Consider the following 15366-nt stretch of genomic DNA (forward strand, 5'->3'; position numbering starts at 1 on the left):
GCCGGGTGCCAGAGCGGCACCCGGCTTCCGATCCGACCGTGTCAGCGTTCGCTCGACGGCGACACCAGTTCGCTCGGCCCGGTACCCGACTCCCCGGCCACGGCGGCCAGTTCCTCGCCCACCGACTCCCGGCTCGACGGACGCGCGTCCTTCGTCAGCAGCGACGCCACAGCGCCGATCAGGCACACCGCGATCGCGAAGCCGAACGCCACCGCCAGGCCGGACTGGAACGGGCCCGAAATCAGGTTCGGGAAGAAGCTGCGGCCGGTCAGGAACGACGCCTGGTCCGGCGGCAGAGCCGTCAGCTGGCCGCCCAGCAGCTGCTGGATCGGGTTGTAGCCCAGGAACGCCGCGAACAGCACCGCCACCGCCGGGAGGTTGGCTACCTGGGCCGCCGCCGCTTCGGGGACGCCGTGGGCGACCAGGCCGTCGTGCATCGTCGACGGGAGGCTGCTCGACAGGCCCGAGATGATCAGGCTGAAGAAGAAGCCGATCGACAGGACCATCGCCGCGTTCTGGAACGTCGTCATCATGCCCGCGCCGGAGCCGCGTGCGTCCGCCGGCAGGCTGTTCATCACCTCGGCGCGGTTGGGCGAGGAGAACATGCCCATGCCGATGCCGTTGATCAGCAGGATCGCGGCGAACGCCCAATAGTTGAAGTTCACCGGCAGGATGATCAGCAGCAGGAACGTGACGGCGGTGATGAACAGGCCGCCGGAGGCGAGCAGGCGGCTGCCGATCCGGTCGGCGAGGATGCCCGACGTCGGCGCGGCCAGCAGGAAGCCGACGGTCATCGGCAGCATGTAGATGCCGGCCCACAGCGGCGTCTGCTCGAACGTGTAGCCGTGCTGCGGCAGCCAGATGCCCTGCAGCCAGATGATCAGGATGAACTGCAGGCCGCCGCGGCCGAGCGAGGCCGTCAGGTTGGCGACGTTGCCCCAGGTGAACGACCGGATCTTGAACAGCGACAGCCGGAACAGCGGGTTGTCGACCTTCGATTCGATGATCACGAACGCGATCAGCACCGCGAGGCCGCCGATCAGGCACGAAAGCACCATCGGGCTGGTCCAGCCGGTCTGCGACGTGCCGTGCGGCTGGATGCCGTAGGTGATGCCGACCAGCACCGCGATCAGGCCGACGGCGAAGGTGATGTTGCCCCACCAGTCCATCCGCGCGTGCTTGCGGACGCCGGTGTCGTGCAGCTTGAGGTAGGCCCAGATGGTGCCGATCACGCCGAACGGCACAGACACCAGGAAGATCAGGTTCCAGTCGACCGGCGCGAGCACCCCGCCGACGACCAGGCCGAGGAACGAGCCGGCGATGGCCGCGACGCCGTTCATGCCGAGCGCGAGCCCGCGCTGGTTGGCCGGGAAGGCGTCGGTGAGGATCGCCGAGGAGTTCGCCATCAGGAAGGCGCCACCGACGCCCTGCACGATCCGCCAGCCGATCAGCCACAGCGCGGCGGCGTCGCCGTCGAACCAGGTGATGGCCAGCATGATGGAAGAAACGGTGAAGACGGCGAAGCCGAGGTTGTACATCCTCGCGCGGCCGTACATGTCGCCGAGCCTGCCGAAGCTCACCACCAGCACCGCGGTGACCACGAGGAAGCCCATGATCATCCACAGCAGGTAGCTCGTGTTGGCCGGTTCCAGGGGGTTGATGCCGATGCCCTTGAAGATGTCGGGCAGCGCGATCAGCACGATCGACGAGTTGATCGTGGCGATCAGCATGCCCAGCGTCGTGTTGGACAGCGCGATCCACTTGTACCGCGGCCCCAGTTCCGCGATCGAATAAGTCCGGCGTTGCGCCACTGTGCAACCTCTCTGCTCGCAAAGTCCCTTAGCTAGGCTAAGCAACTTGCTTGCGTATGGCAACCAAGTGGCACAAACCCGTGCGAGAGCATGATCACACTGGCTTGACTGTCCTTTGTGGATCCTTTAACGAATGGGCACATGGGGAGGACCTCGGCTTCGGCGTCCAGTGCCAACCGGTCTTGCATGGCGTCTTGGACGAGGGTGTTCAAGGCGAGGTGCCGAAGGCTCGGCACGACGACGTGATGAGCGCCGGCCCGGACGAGTTCGCCGATGAGCTCGTTGAAGGCCGCGCGGGAGCCACTCCGGAACTCGAAGAAGAAGCCGGCGAAGGACAGGCCCTTGGCCTCGGCGAACGCGACCAGAGCCTGCTCGAGGCGGAGCACCTCGTGGTCCGGCGCGTGGTCCGGCACCCGCAGGTAGCCGTAGGCCAACGGCGTGGCCGGTTCGTCGCAAGCCGGGGGTGGGGAAACCGGCAGCGTTGCCATGGTCATGCTGTCCTCGTTCTGGGCGTCGGTGCGGTGGACAGCACCCCGGGCAGCCAGCCGGATGACCACGGACAGCTACCAGCGCCGAGAATTCGTTCGCCTTGCGGTAGCCGCGGACCGGCCTGCCGGCCGCCGGGGTGCATGGTGTTCACCCTGCTCTCGGAGGTCAGTGAAGATCATGACGGTGCGGAGGTGGTGGGTATGCGCCGGACGCATGGAAACCAGGCTCGAGACCGCATAGAGTGACCGTCGTCGTACCGGATGTCAGACCACACCCCCGAGGCCGCACCCGATGAGCGTTTCCCGCGCCGCCCGCTACTGCCGTTGTGGTGCGCGGCTGGCGCGGGACAACTCCGGCGGCACGTGCGGTCCCTGTGAGCGCCGGACCAGGAACACGCTGCTCGGTGCCCCCGCCGACGGCGGAGCACGCCCAGGGCGTTGACGACGTGAACCGCCGTGAATTGTTGCGTCTCGTCTCCATGACCGGTGCGCTCTTGGCCAGCCCGGCACTCGAGGAACAGGTGGACCTCGAACGCCTCGAGCACGCCGTCACCACCGGCCGTCTCGACTTGACCGCAGCGGTGGAGTACGACCGGCTGAACGGACACTGGTGGCAGGTCTTTTCCCGGTCCAAGTCGAAGCAGCTGGCCCTCCCGGTGGTGCGGAAGCAACTCGGCGTGCTGACCACGGCGCTCCAGGAGCCACAGGCTACGGCGGTTCGGCGACAGCTGTGCGCCGCCGCGGCCGATCTGTTCCAGCTGTGCGGCGAGATCTTCTTCGACGGCGACCAGTACACCGAGGCCGCCCACTGCTACGCCCTCGCGGCCGGCGCCGGTAAGGAGGCCGCCGCCTTCGACCTGTGGGCCTGCGCCATGACACGGCATGCCTTCATCGGGGTCTACGAGCGGCGGTTCGACCAGGCAGTCCCCCTGCTCGAAGGGGCCGCCACCCTGGCCCGCCGCGGCGACCCGGACCTGTCCACCCGCCACTGGGTGGCGGCGGTCCAGGCCCAGACCCACGCCGGCCTCGGCGATCTGGCCGCCTGCGAGCAGGCGCTGGCCGCGGCCGAGGAGGTCGTGACCCTCGACGGCCCGGTACGCACCAGCGGCTGGCTTCGCTTCGAAGGTTCACGCCTGGCCGAAGAACGGGGGGCCTGCTACGTCGAGCTCGGCCGTCCGGACCGCGCCGAGGCGACCTTGTCGGATGCCCTCTACCAGGACATTTCCCCACGTCGCCGGGGTAGCGTGCTGACCGACCTCGCCACGATCGGCGTGCAGCGACGTGACACGCACCAGGTCGTCACCTACGGCAATGCCGCTCTCGACGTGGCGCGGCAGACCGGTTCCGCCGGGTACGTCGGCCGCAAACTGGCCGTACTCCGCCCCCAGCTGGCCCCGTTCCGGGCCGACTCCCACATTCGCCACCTTGAGCAGGAGATCGCCCGGCTCAAGACCGTTCCCGCCTGATGAAGGAGACCTCGTTGTCCGAAGAGCACGGCCGCATCTTCCGCGAAGCCTGGATCGCAGGCGTCACGAAGCACTACCCCGGCGAGCCGAAACCCGGCTACATCGCGCCCTGGGACGAGACGCCCGACTGGGAACGCCAGAGCGCCGCCGCGGTCTTCGAACAGGTGGCCGCCTTCCTCCACGCGACGGCCGGCGCAGCCACGAAGCTGACCCGCGAGCAGAAAGGCCGATTCGTTTCCCTGTGCTGGATCGGCCAGATCCACAAGCACATCCCGGAGCCGAAGCCCGCCTACGTGGCCGACTGGGACGCCCTGCCGGACTGGCAGCAGCAGACGGACATGGAGATCTTCGAACGAGTTGAGCGCGAGGTGGCGTAGGCCGCCCCGCCACGTCAAAGAGAGACCAGCCGTCCCAGCACGGCGACCCCTTCCGCGATCTCCGTCGCCGTCCGCGCCGCGTAGCCGAGCACCAGGCCCGGCCGCCCCGGTACCTGCCGATGCCACGACAACGGCTGCACCTTCACCCCCTCCGCCAGCGCGGCCGCCGCCACCGCCACGTCGTCCACCTCTCCGTCGAACGTCACCGTCAGGTGGAGCCCCGCCGCCGCGCCGTGGACCACCGCCGAGGGCAACGACTCCGACAAAGCCTGGATCATCGCGTCCCGGCGGCGGCGGTGCCGGGCCCGCACCACCCGCAGCTGCCGCTCCAGCTCGCCCGTCTCCATCAACCGGGCCAGCACCAGCTGCGCCAGCACCGCATTCCCCAGGTCCGCGAACCGCTTCGCCGCCACGAGGTCGGCGAAGAACCGCGGCGGCGCCAGCAGCCAGCCCACTCGCAGCGCCGGGGCCAGCAGTTTCGACACGCTGCCCAGATAACAGACCTCCGGCAGCATCGACCGGACCGCGGGCACCGGCGCGCGGTCGTAGCGGTGCTCGGCGTCGTAGTCGTCCTCCAGCACGATGCCGCCGTCGGCCGCCCACTGCATCAGCTCGCGGCGGCGCTCGCCGCCCAGGACCACGCCCGTCGGGAACTGGTGGGCCGGGGTCAGCAGCACCGCCGGGGCCTGCAGCGAAGCGACGCGCACGCCGTCGTCGTCCACCGGGACCGGCGGCGTTTCCAGGCCGCAGTGGTGCAGGTGCTGCCGGGCGCCCAGGGAACCCGGGTCCTCGACGGCCACCGCACCGACGCCGTGCTGCCGCAGCACCTCCCCCAGCAGCGTCAGCGCCTGCGCGACCCCCGCGACCACGATGATCTCGCCCGGGTCGACGCGGATCCCGCGGTTGCGCGCCAGCCAGCGCGACACCGCCAGCCGCATCGACGGCGCGCCGCGCGGGTCGCCGTAGCCGAAGTGGGACGGCTCCAGCTCGTCCAGCACCGCCCGCTCCGCCCGCAGCCACGCCGCCCGCGGGAACGCCGTCAGGTCCGGGACGCCCGGCGTGAGGTCGATGCGGGCCGGGGCCGCGCGGACCGCGTCGAACACCTCCGCGCCCGGCAACGCCGTGATCACCTTCGAAGCGGACCGGTCCGGCACGGGCTCCGGCGGCTGCACCGGCGCGGCGACCACCACCGTGCCCGCCCGGCCGCGGCCCGCCGCGTGGCCGTCGTCGATCAGCCGCTGGTACGCCTCGGTGACGACACCCCGCGACACGCGCAGCTCCGCGGCCAGCACCCGGGACGCGGGCAGCCGGCCCCCGACCGGCAGCCTGCCGTCGGCGATCGCGGCGCGCAGCTGGCCGGCGAGCCAGTCCGCGAGCCCGCCCGGCGGCGCCTCGCGGACGTCGAGCTGGAGGAAGTCCGATCCTATGGACCCCTCGGAGAGCGACGTTTTGGCTCTGTCCATCGGGCCATTGTCGCAGGACGCTGGTCCCATGGACACCGGTTACGTGCACGGCTACACCGAACCCGAGACCCGCCGCCTCGGCGACCAGGCCGACACCCTCGCCGAGCTCCTGCACGCCGGGACGGCCTACCCCGCCGGCAGCCGCGTGCTGGAGGCCGGCTGCGGCGTCGGCGCCCAGACCGCCCACCTCGTGACCCGCAGCCCGGGCGCGCACCTGACCGCGGTCGACGTCTCCGAAGCGTCGCTGCGGCAGGCGAGAGCCCGGGTCGGGGGCGTCGACTTCCGGCGGGCCGACCTGTTCGACCTGGACGGCGAATACGACCACGTCTTCGTCTGTTTCGTGCTGGAGCACCTGCTGGAGCCGGAGAAGGCCCTGGCGCACCTGAAGACGCTGCTGCGGCCGGGCGGCACGATCACGGTCGTCGAAGGCGACCACGGATCGGCGTTCTTCCACCCGCGCAGCGAGCACGCCCAGGCCGCGATCGACTGCCTGGTCCGGCTGCAGGCCGACGCCGGCGGCGACGCGCTCATCGGGCGGCGCCTGCACCCGCTGCTGACCGGCGCCGGGTTCGCCGGCGTCACCGTCGAACCGCGGACGGTCTACGCCGACCGGTCCCGGCCCGAACTGGTCGCCGGGTTCACCCGCGACACCTTCACCGCGATGGTCGAAGGCGTCGGCGAGACGGCCGTCGCCCGCGGCCTCGCCACCGCGGACGGCTGGGCCCGCGGGATCGCGGACCTGCGCCGCACCACCGGTCCGGACGGGACCTTCCACTACGCGTTCTTCAAAGCCACCGGGAGAAACCCATGATCACCTGGCCACGGCCCGCCGGCAGCACCAACTTCACCGACCGGGACCTCCAGCGCGTCCGCAGCGACCTCGCCGCCCTCGAACGCCGTCAGCCGGCGACGCGCTCCAAGGCCGCCAGGTGGTTCCGGACCCGGACGGCGCCGGGCACGCCTTCCTCGGCGTAGCAGGCGAGCGCCCGTTCCCAATGCTCGCGCGCGGCCTCCGGGTCACCGAGTCCACTGTGGACTTCGCCGAGCCCGCAGTGCGCCCGGCCCTGTTCGGGACGGCAGCCCGTTTTACCCGCCACAGCCAGGGCTTCGCGGTGGTACGCGAGCGCGTCCGCGGCAGCACCGCGCGCGGCGGCGAGGTGGCCGAGGCTGTTGAGCACCCGGGATTCGGCGCCCCGGTCACCGCATTCGCGGGCCAGGCTCAGCGCCTCGTCGAGGTGCCGGGCCGCTTCCGCGTGGCGGCCCTGCGCCAGCCGGACGTCGCCCAGGTGCTTCAACGCGACGCTGCGGTTGGTCGGGCTGCCGGTCTCCTGCGCGATTTCCAGGGCCCGCTCGAGGTGCTCCGCGGCTTCCGCGTACCGGCCGCGCGCGTGCTCGATGTCGCCGAGGATGCCGAGGGCGTACCCCTCGCTCACCCGGACGCCCATCGCGCGCAGGTGCGCCAGCCCCTCTTCCAGGACGCGCGCCGCCTCGTCGTGGCGGCCCAGCGCCGACATCGTGTCGGCCAGGTTGACCAGGGCGTACCCCTCGCCGGTGCGGTCGGCGATGTCGCGGGCCAGCGCGAGGGCCTCTTCGAGGTAGCCGATCGCTTCGCCGTACCAGCCGATGCCGCGGCAGGCGCAGCCGAGCACCACCAGGACCAGGCCTTCGCTCGTGCGGTCCCCCGACTCCCTGGCCAGCGCCAGTGCGCCGGTCGAGTACCCGATGCCCTCGGCGAACCGGCCCAGCGCGCGGCAGACCAGGCCGAGTGTGTTGACCGCGTGGATCTCGGTGCGCCGGTCGCCGGTCTCGCGGGCGAGGGCGAGCGCCTCCTCCAGGTACCGCAACGCCTCCCGCGAGCGGCCGACGCGCCAGTGGCCGAGCGCGATCAGGATGAGCGGCTCGGCTTCGGCGGCCCGGTCGCCGGCGTGGTGGGCCAGCGCCGACGCGTGCGTGTGCAGCACCAGGGCTTCCTCGTGGTAGCCGCCGACGTCGAGGTAGTGCCACAGGATCCCGGACAGCAGCCGCAGGTGGCCCGGCCACCCGTGCCGGGTCGCGTGCGCGGCGACCGCCAGGAGGTTGCGGCGTTCGGCCTCCAGCCACGCCTGCGCGTCGAGCACCTTGACGTCGGGCTCCGGCACCCGCGGCCGCAGGTGGCGTTCCTGCGGCAGGACGACGTCCATGGCCTGCCCGGCCGAGGAGACGTAGAAGTCGAACAGCCGCTCCTGCGCTTCGCGGCTCTCGGCGGGGTCCCCGGCCGCGAGCTCGGCGGCGTAGACGCGCAGCAGGTCGTGCAGCTGGACGCGGTCTTCGCCGGTCTGCTGCGCGAGGTGGGCCCGCACCAGGGTGCCGGTCAGCCGTTCGGCCTCCGGCAGCGGGACGCCGGCGAGCGCGGCGATCGCGGGCGGCGTCAGGTCGCGGCCCGGGTGCAGGCCGCAGAGCCGGAACACGCGGGCGGCGGCGAGCGTGAGGTGGCGGTACGACCACGAGAACACGGCACGGACCGCGGTCAGCGGGTCGCCGCCGCCGTCGAGCAGGTCGAGCCGCCGCCGTTCGTCGGCCAGCTCGTCCGCCAGGGCGGCGAGGCGCTCGCCCGGCCGGCTCAGTGCCAGCTCCGCGACGAGCCGCAGGGCCAGCGGCAGCCGGGCCGAATACCCGATCAGGGCCGCGGTGGCCTCGGGTTCATCGTCGACGCGCCTGCCGAGCAGCGCCCGCAGCAGGTCGCGGGCTTCGGCCTCGGTGAGCAGGTCGACGAGCACCCGCCGCGCGCCGTCGCGGGCGACCAGCCCGGGCAGCGCGTCCCGGCTGGTCACCAGCACCAGGCAGGTCGGCGAGCCGGGCAGCAGCGGGCGGACCTGGCCGACCGAACCGGCGTTGTCCAGCAGCACCAGCATCCGGCGGCCGGCGAGCGCGGTGCGGAACTTCGCGGCGCGCTCCTCCGGTTCGGCGGGGATGTCCGCGCCAGGGACGCCGAGGGCGCGCAGGAAGCCCGACAGCGCGTCGCCCGGGTCGACCGGCCGGACCGTGCCAAAGCCGTGCAGGTCGAGGTAGAGCTGCCCGTCCGGGAACTCCGCGGGCGAGCGCTGGGCCCAGTGCACCGCGAGCGCGGTCTTGCCGACGCCGCCGGTGCCCGAAAGGACGGCGATGCGCGCGCCGGTGTCGCCTTCGCCGCGACGCAGCAGCGCGTCCAGCTCGGCCAGCTGGGCGGCACGGCCGCGGAAACCGGGGACGTCCGCGGGCAGCTGCGCCGGCACCCGGGACGGCGGCTCCGGGGCAGCGAAGTCCTGCCGCAGCACCTGCCGGTGGGCCGCGCGCAGCTCGGGGCCGGGTTCGATGCCCAGCTCCCCGGCGAGCCGGCGGCGGACCTCGTCGAACACGCCGAGCGCGGCGGCCTGGCGCCCGGACGCGGCCAGCGCCACCATCAGCTTGGCGTGCGCCGACTCGTTCAACGGCTCTTCGGCGGTCAGCACCCGCAGCTGCACGGCCGCGTCCTCGGGGTCGGCGGTCTCGGCGTAGCCCATCACGGCCTTGGCGCGCTGCATGGCGATCGCGAGCCGGGCCGGGTGCTGGCGGAGCCGTCCGAGGTCGGCGAGGGCGGGGCCGCGCCAGAGCCCGAGGGCCTCGCGGTGGGCGTCGCGGGCGAGGAGCGCCTCGAACTCCAGCAGGTCGAGCTCCTGTTCCCCGGCGGCGAGCCGGTAGCCGCCCTTGTCCGTGGCGATGAGGTCGGCGGGCCGCAGCGCCCGCCGCAGCCGCGCGACGTAGGTGTGGAGCAGTTCCAGGCAGGACGACGGCGGCTCGTCCCAGACGACGTCGACGAGGTCCTCGCGCCGGACGGTCCGGTTCGGCTGCAGGGCCAGCATGGCCAGCAGCAGGCGCTGCTTTTCGGCGCCGATCGCCACCGGCTCGGTCCCCCGCGTCACCGTCAGCGGGCCCAGGACGCCGATCCGCACCGGCTCCGGCGGGGCCTCGGCGAGCGCTTCCCGCAACCGCCGCTCGGTCTCCGGCCGGGGCCGCCGGACGCTGCCGAGCTCGGCGTTGCGCACCGCGCGCAGGCTCAGCCCCGCGCGCTCGGCGAGCTGGGCCTGGGTGAGGCCGGCGAGCACACGCCGGTCGCGCAGCCACCCGGCGAACGACGGACCTTCGTCCACACGTGTCCTCTCCGGCGTCCCCCTGGCGGAACGTACCTCTCCAGCATCACGATCGTGCCGCCCGAGATGTACCACCGATCGGCGAAGATAACCGTTTCCGCAGGTACCGAGGGTGACCACGGCGCGGGCCCGCGGTACAGGCGCTCGTCCACCACGCCTTCCTAGGCTGTGCCGTGTCCGGTGGTGGCGAGGGGTTCGCGGAGCAGCCGTCGCTTGGGGTACGACGGCTGCACCCGGACCTTCAGACGCCGAAGCGCTTCAGCAGGGCACGCACGGCGGCCGGGTCTTCGACGTGGGCGTTGTGCCCGAGCCCGGCGAGCGTGACGGCGTCGGCGTCGAGCGCCCGCAGCTGCTCCGGACGACTCATCGGGTCGTTCTCCCCCGCGGCGAGCACGACCGGGCAGCGCGCCCCGGCCAGCAGGGCCGGCATGTCCGGTGCGCCGAGGCCGAACGCGGCCGGGTCCAACGCGAGGCGCCAACCTCCCTCGGTCTCGCGAAGCCCGGCCGGGTCGGTGGGCGCGATCCCCAGCAGCCCGGACACCTTCAGGTAGGCCTGTTCGGCGTCGGCCAGCGTCTCGAACACCCGCGGCGGCTTGGCCGCGAACGAGGCCGCGCGGTTCAGGTCGTCCTGGCTCCACTCGACCTTCACACCGAGGGCGAGCACGCCCGCGACCTCGACGTCGTAGCGGTCGGACGCCAGTTCCAGCGCGAGCACCCCGCCGAGCGAATGCCCGGCGACGACCAGCGGCCCGCCGTCCGGCAGCGCCCGCGCGACCGCCTCGGCGAGCGTGGCGAAGCTGTAGTGCGGCAGGGGTGCGGACGGGCCGTGGCCGGGCAGGTCGGGCACCAGGACGCGCCGGTCGAGCTGGACGGCGAAGTGGTCCCAGACAGCACCGGTCGCGCCGAGGCCGTGCAGGAGGAGGACGGCCGGTTCGCCCTTGCCCCCGATGCGCATGTTGAGCGTGTCCATCAGCGCAGCCTCCCAAATTGTCGGTGGGCGCGGCTAGGGTCTGGCCCGTGACGATCACCGATCCGGACACCTACGTGCAGGGTGTCCCGTACGACGAGCTGGCGCGGCTGCGGCGCGCCGGCCCGGTGGTGCGCGTCGACGACTTCTGGGCCGTGCTCGGGCACGCCGAGGTGCGGCGCGTGCTGCGCGACCCGGGAGTGTTCTCTTCGCAGCTCGGCGGCACGCAGATCCGCGACGCCGCGGACCTCGCGTACGTGCGCCGGATGATGCTGAACATGGACCCGCCGGAGCACGGCCGGCTGCGCGGGCTGCTCACGAAGGCGTTCACCCCGCGCGCGATCGCGAAGCTGACGTCGCAGATCGAGAGCTGGGCGCGGGAGCTCGTTCTCGCCGTCGCCGATCGCGGCGAGTGCGACTTCGCGCAGGTGGCCGCCGATCTGCCGCTGCGCACCCTGGCCGGCGTGTTCGGCGTGCCGGACGAGGACCGGCGGCTGATGTACGACTGGAGCAACCGCGTGATCGGGTACCAGGATCCCGAGTACGCGGTGAGCTCGACCGTTTCCGTTTCCGAGGTGAGCGAGCTGGCCAGGGTCGCGCTCGCCGTCCGCCCGTCGCCGGGGCCGGACGGGTCGATGCCGGATCCCCGGACGCGCGCGGGCATGCCGGATCTCTACGCGTACGCGAACGCGTTGGGCGAGTACAAACGGGAGCACCCCGGCGACGACGTCATGAGCAACCTGATGCAGCACGTCGGCGACGACGGCGGGCGCGTCTCGCTCGCCGAGTTCGAGAACCTGTTCTGGCTGTTTTCCGTGGCGGGCAACGAAACCCTGCGCAACGGCCTGCCCGGTGGGCTGCTCGCGCTGCTCTCGCACCCCGCGGAATACCGGCGGCTCCTCGACGACCGGTCCCTGCTGCCCTCGGCGGTGGAAGAGATGTTGCGGTGGTGGACGCCGGTGGTGCACTTCCGGCGCACGGCGGCATCCGGCGTCCGGCTGTCCGATGTGGACATTGCCGCCGGTGACAAGGTGGTGGTCTGGTTCTCGTCGGCCAACCGGGATCCTTCGGTGTTCCCCGATCCGGACACCTTCGACATCGGCCGGACCCCGAACGACCACCTCACCTTCGGCCACGGCCCGCACTTCTGCCTCGGCGCGCACCTCGCACGGGTCCAGCTGCGAGCGATGTTCGACGCGGTGCTCGACCTGCTGGGGTTCGTGGAACTCGCCGGGGAGCCCGTGCGGCTGCGGTCGAACTTCCAGAACGGCCTCAAGTCGCTGCCGATCAGGTGGAGCGGCTGATGGAGATCCGCGAGCTCCGGACGTTCGTCGCGGTCGTCGAGGCGGGCGCGATGTCGAAGGCGGCGCGGCAGCTGCACGTCAGCCAGCCTGCCCTGTCCCAGACGATCACCGCGCTGGAACGGCGGCTCGGCGTCCCGCTGCTGGTGCGCACGAGCACCGGTGTCCAGGTGACGGACGCCGGCACGACGCTGCTCGGCGAGGCCCGCGCCGTGCTGGCCCGCCACGACCAGGCGGTCGCGGCGATGGCCCGGCACACGAGCGACGGCGGCGGCGTGCTGCGCGTCGGCGTCCCCCTGGAACTGCCGCCGGAGCTGCTGCCGTCGGCGCTCGCGCGGCTGCCGGGCACGCGGGTGCAGGCGCGGCACCTGTCGTCGGTGGCGCAGGTGGCCGCGCTGCGGGCGGGCGAGCTCGACGTCGGGCTGGTCCGCGAGCGCCCGGCCGGGCCCGACCTGGACGCGGTGCTGGTGGTGGCCGAGGACGTGGGTGTCCTGCTGGCCGCGAACGTGGCGGAGAAACTCGGCGCACCGGTCCGGCTGGAGGCGCTGGCCGGGCTGGAGTGGTTCGCGTTCCCGCGTGCGGGCAGCCCGGCGTGGTACGACGAGCTGGCGGCGATCCTGCGCAGCCACGGCCTCGACGTCGGCCCGGAGGTCCCGGAGGAGCAGCGGCTGATCGTCGAGCTCAAGATCCCGGCGGTCAGTGCGGGCGGGGCGTACGCGTTCGCGCCGCCCGAGTGGCCGTACCCGCTGCCGGACACGGTGCGGTGGGTGCCGCTGGCCGGGCGGCCGATCGTCCGGCGGACCTGGGCCGTGTGGCCGGCGGCGTCGCGGCGGCGGGACGTGGCGGAGTTCGTCGCGGCGCTGGAAGACCATCGGCAAACCGGATCGGGGGTATAAGGAGGGCCGAACCCGGATCCGGAAGCCCGTTCCCGGTGGGCGCGCTTGAACCCTTCGACCGAGGATTCGAAGGAGCAGAGCGATGAGTGCAGAACTGTCCGGGTCGACGGCGCTGGTGACCGGCGGGACGAGCGGCATCGGCCGCGCGACGGCGGTGGCGCTGGCGGGGCTCGGCGCCCACGTGGTGCTGTCCGGCCGCGACGCCGGCCGTGGCGCCGAGGTCGTCCAGACGATCCGCGCGGCCGGCGGCAAGGCCGACTTCGTGGCGGCGGAGCTGACGGACGCGGCGTCGGCGCGCGCCCTGGCGGACCGGGCACGCGAGGTCGGCGGGCCGATCGACGTGCTGGTCAACAACGCCGGGATCTTCCCGACCGGCCCGACGGCCGACTTCCCGGAGACGGACTTCGACGCGGTGTTCGCGACGAACGTGAAGGTGCCGTTCTACCTCGTCGCCGCGCTGGCGCCGGAAATGGCGGCACGCGGCCACGGCGCGATCGTCAACGTGTCCACGATGGTGGCGCTCCGCGGGATGGCGGGCATGGCGGTGTACGGCGCGTCGAAGGCGGCGGTGGAGCTGATGACGAAGGCGTGGGCGGCGGAGTACGGGCCATCGGGAGTCAGGGTCAACGCGGTCAGCCCAGGCCCGACCCGCACGGAGGGAACAGCTGCCTTCGGCGACGGCCTGGACGAGCTGGCTTCGGCAGGCCCGGCGGGCCGCGTGGCGGCCCCGGAGGAAATCGCGGCGGCGATCACGTTCCTGGTGACGCAAGGGTCGAGCTTCGTCCAGGGCGCAATCCTGCCGGTGGACGGCGGCCGCGCGGCGGTCTGAGCGCGCGCGGGACGGCGTCACCGCAGGAAGGTGACGCCGTCCCGCGGCCGTTCGTCCACCGTCAGCGCGAACACGTCCGGGCGCGCGTAGTGCCCCGACACGTCGAGGCTCTTGCGCGCCGCCACGAGCTCGTCGAGGTCGATTTCCGCCGTGATCAGGCCCTCGCCGTCCTGGAGCGGGCCCGCCAGCACGTCACCCGTCGGGCCCACGATCACGCTGCCGCCGCGGAACCGGTCGTCGCCCGCCGACTCGTACGGGCACGCCGAAACCACGAAACAGCGGCCCTCGTCCGCGATGTGGCGCATCGACGCCTGCCAGACTTCGCGGTCGTCCGCCGTCGGAGCGCACCAGATCTGCACGCCCTTCGCGTACATCGCCGCGCGCAGCAACGGCATGTGGTTCTCCCAGCAGATCGCCGCGCCCGCCAGGCCCGCCGCCGTCGGGATCACCGGGAGCGTCGAGCCGTCGCCGCGGCCCCAGAACACGCGTTCCCGCGCGGTGGGCACCAGCTTGCGGTGCTTGCCCACCAGCCCGAGGTCCGGGTCGAGGAACACCGCCGTGCTGTACAACGTCGAGCCGTCGCGCTCGATGACGCCTGCCACCAGGGACGCGCCGGTCCGGGACGCCAGACCGGCCAGCGCCGCCGTCTCCGGGCCCGGCACCGGCACCGCCGCGTGGAAGTACTCGACGAACGGCGTCCGGCCCGGATAGCCGCCGAGCACCGCCTCCGGCAGCACGACCAGGTCGACGCCACGGAGTTCGTCCTCGAACGCCAGGATCCGCGACAGGGGAACGCCCGCCGCGAGCTGCAGCGCGGCGACGACCGTCATCCGCGGGCCGGCCACGGGACCACCGCCGACGTCCGGCGCTGGTAGTCGGCGTACTCCGGGTACCGGGACTTCGTGATGCTCTCGGTGAACCGCGTCGAGCCGACGAACAGCAGCGTCAGCAGGACCGCGCCGATGACCGTCCACTGCAGACCGCCCGCGACGACGCCGAACACGGCGATCGCCCACCACTGCGCCTGCTCGAAGAAGAAGTTCGGGTGCCGCGAGTAGCGGAACAACCCCGTCTGCAGGAACCGCGAAGCCGCCCGGCCCGCGTGCTTCTCGCGGTGGAACTCCCACTGCTGCTGGTCGGCGGCCGTCTCCCCGACCAGGAACGCGGCGAAGATCAGCGCGACGACGACGTCCGCGGCGCCGAAGCCGCCGGGGTGCTCCAGCGCGGTCAGCGCCGGGAGCGTGATCAGCAGCAGGATCACGTTCTGGTACAGCGAGATGAAGCAGAAGTTGAAGACCTGGAACTGCCACGGCGCCATCCGCTCGCGCAGCACGGCCCACCGGTAGTCCTCGCCGCCCGGCGCGTAACCACCCTTCCGCGCGAAGTTGAACGTCAGCCGGATCCCCCACAACGCCACCAGCGCGAACATCACGTCCAGCCGCGCGTCGGCGAACCCGGCGGCGCCCGCGAAGATGCCGACGTAGGCCACCGGCACGATCGACCAGATCCGGTCGACCCAGGAGTACTCCCTGGTCAGGACGGACACCAACCAGGTGCCGAGCGTCACCCCGGCGAAGACGTACAGGCACACCCGCAGCGCGTCCATGCCCTCACTTTAGGACC

General features: G+C 72.6%; 13 protein-coding genes. 6 read left to right on the forward strand and 7 right to left on the reverse strand.

What is annotated here, in order from left to right; translation table 11 throughout:
- Positions 1–41 precede the first annotated feature (41 nt).
- Complete coding sequence (locus OO60_RS18835) at positions 42–1811, reverse strand: MFS transporter (RefSeq protein ID WP_003057570.1); 1770 nt, start codon at positions 1809–1811, stop codon at positions 42–44.
- Between the two features lie 32 nt (positions 1812–1843).
- Positions 1844–2368, reverse strand: a complete 525-nt coding sequence (locus OO60_RS47485) for a recombinase family protein (protein ID WP_003057568.1) — start codon at positions 2366–2368, stop codon at positions 1844–1846.
- Between the two features lie 305 nt (positions 2369–2673).
- Between OO60_RS47485 and OO60_RS47815 the strand changes: the two genes are divergently transcribed.
- Both OO60_RS47815 and OO60_RS18850 read left to right on the forward strand, forming a co-directional pair.
- Positions 2674–3765: an NsdA family TPR-like regulatory protein gene (locus tag OO60_RS47815; protein ID WP_483294831.1), complete on the forward strand. Its 1092-nt coding sequence runs from the start codon at positions 2674–2676 to the stop codon at positions 3763–3765.
- Complete coding sequence (locus OO60_RS18850; RefSeq protein WP_003057563.1) at positions 3765–4142, forward strand: hypothetical protein; 378 nt, start codon at positions 3765–3767, stop codon at positions 4140–4142. Before OO60_RS47815 ends, OO60_RS18850 begins: the two co-directional genes overlap by 1 nt.
- Before the next feature lie 14 nt (positions 4143–4156).
- Here the strand turns inward: OO60_RS18850 and pdxR are convergent, their stop codons facing one another.
- Positions 4157–5605, reverse strand: coding sequence for a MocR-like pyridoxine biosynthesis transcription factor PdxR (gene pdxR / locus OO60_RS18855; RefSeq protein ID WP_033261796.1), 1449 nt, complete (start codon positions 5603–5605; stop codon positions 4157–4159).
- A gap of 28 nt (positions 5606–5633) precedes the next feature.
- Here pdxR and OO60_RS18860 point away from each other — a divergent pair, with 28 nt between their 5' ends.
- A complete protein-coding gene (locus OO60_RS18860) occupies positions 5634–6416 on the forward strand; it encodes an L-histidine N(alpha)-methyltransferase (protein WP_003079148.1) in 783 nt (260 codons plus the stop codon).
- A gap of 88 nt (positions 6417–6504) precedes the next feature.
- On the opposite strand, the gene OO60_RS18865 is transcribed toward OO60_RS18860, so the two are convergent.
- Both OO60_RS18865 and OO60_RS18870 read right to left on the reverse strand, forming a co-directional pair.
- On the reverse strand, positions 6505–9750 hold the full coding sequence (locus OO60_RS18865; protein WP_033261797.1) for a tetratricopeptide repeat protein: 3246 nt from the start codon (positions 9748–9750) through the stop codon (positions 6505–6507).
- A 241-nt stretch (positions 9751–9991) separates the two neighbouring features.
- Positions 9992–10720 carry an alpha/beta fold hydrolase gene (locus OO60_RS18870; protein ID WP_003079144.1) on the reverse strand — a complete coding sequence of 243 codons (729 nt, stop codon included), beginning with the start codon at positions 10718–10720 and terminating at the stop codon, positions 9992–9994.
- A gap of 47 nt (positions 10721–10767) precedes the next feature.
- Between OO60_RS18870 and OO60_RS18875 the strand changes: the two genes are divergently transcribed.
- The 3 genes from OO60_RS18875 (at position 10768) to OO60_RS18885 (ending at position 13743) form a co-directional block, all read left to right on the forward strand.
- Entirely contained in the window at positions 10768–12021 is a 1254-nt protein-coding gene (locus OO60_RS18875; protein ID WP_003079141.1) for a cytochrome P450, read from the forward strand.
- Positions 12021–12914 carry a LysR family transcriptional regulator gene (locus OO60_RS18880; protein WP_033261835.1) on the forward strand — a complete coding sequence of 298 codons (894 nt, stop codon included), beginning with the start codon at positions 12021–12023 and terminating at the stop codon, positions 12912–12914. Before OO60_RS18875 ends, OO60_RS18880 begins: the two co-directional genes overlap by 1 nt.
- An 82-nt stretch (positions 12915–12996) precedes the next feature.
- Complete coding sequence (locus OO60_RS18885) at positions 12997–13743, forward strand: SDR family NAD(P)-dependent oxidoreductase (RefSeq protein ID WP_244885548.1); 747 nt, start codon at positions 12997–12999, stop codon at positions 13741–13743.
- A gap of 17 nt (positions 13744–13760) precedes the next feature.
- Here the strand turns inward: OO60_RS18885 and OO60_RS18890 are convergent, their stop codons facing one another.
- Both OO60_RS18890 and OO60_RS18895 read right to left on the reverse strand, forming a co-directional pair.
- Positions 13761–14588, reverse strand: coding sequence for a carbon-nitrogen hydrolase family protein (locus tag OO60_RS18890; RefSeq protein ID WP_004562681.1), 828 nt, complete (start codon positions 14586–14588; stop codon positions 13761–13763).
- A complete protein-coding gene (locus tag OO60_RS18895) occupies positions 14570–15349 on the reverse strand; it encodes a DUF1295 domain-containing protein (RefSeq protein WP_004562680.1) in 780 nt (259 codons plus the stop codon). The genes OO60_RS18890 and OO60_RS18895 overlap by 19 nt, the downstream gene beginning before the upstream one ends.
- Positions 15350–15366: the final 17 nt, after the last annotated feature.

This window comes from Amycolatopsis vancoresmycina (assembly GCF_000716785.1).
Classification (GTDB): domain Bacteria; phylum Actinomycetota; class Actinomycetes; order Mycobacteriales; family Pseudonocardiaceae; genus Amycolatopsis; species Amycolatopsis vancoresmycina.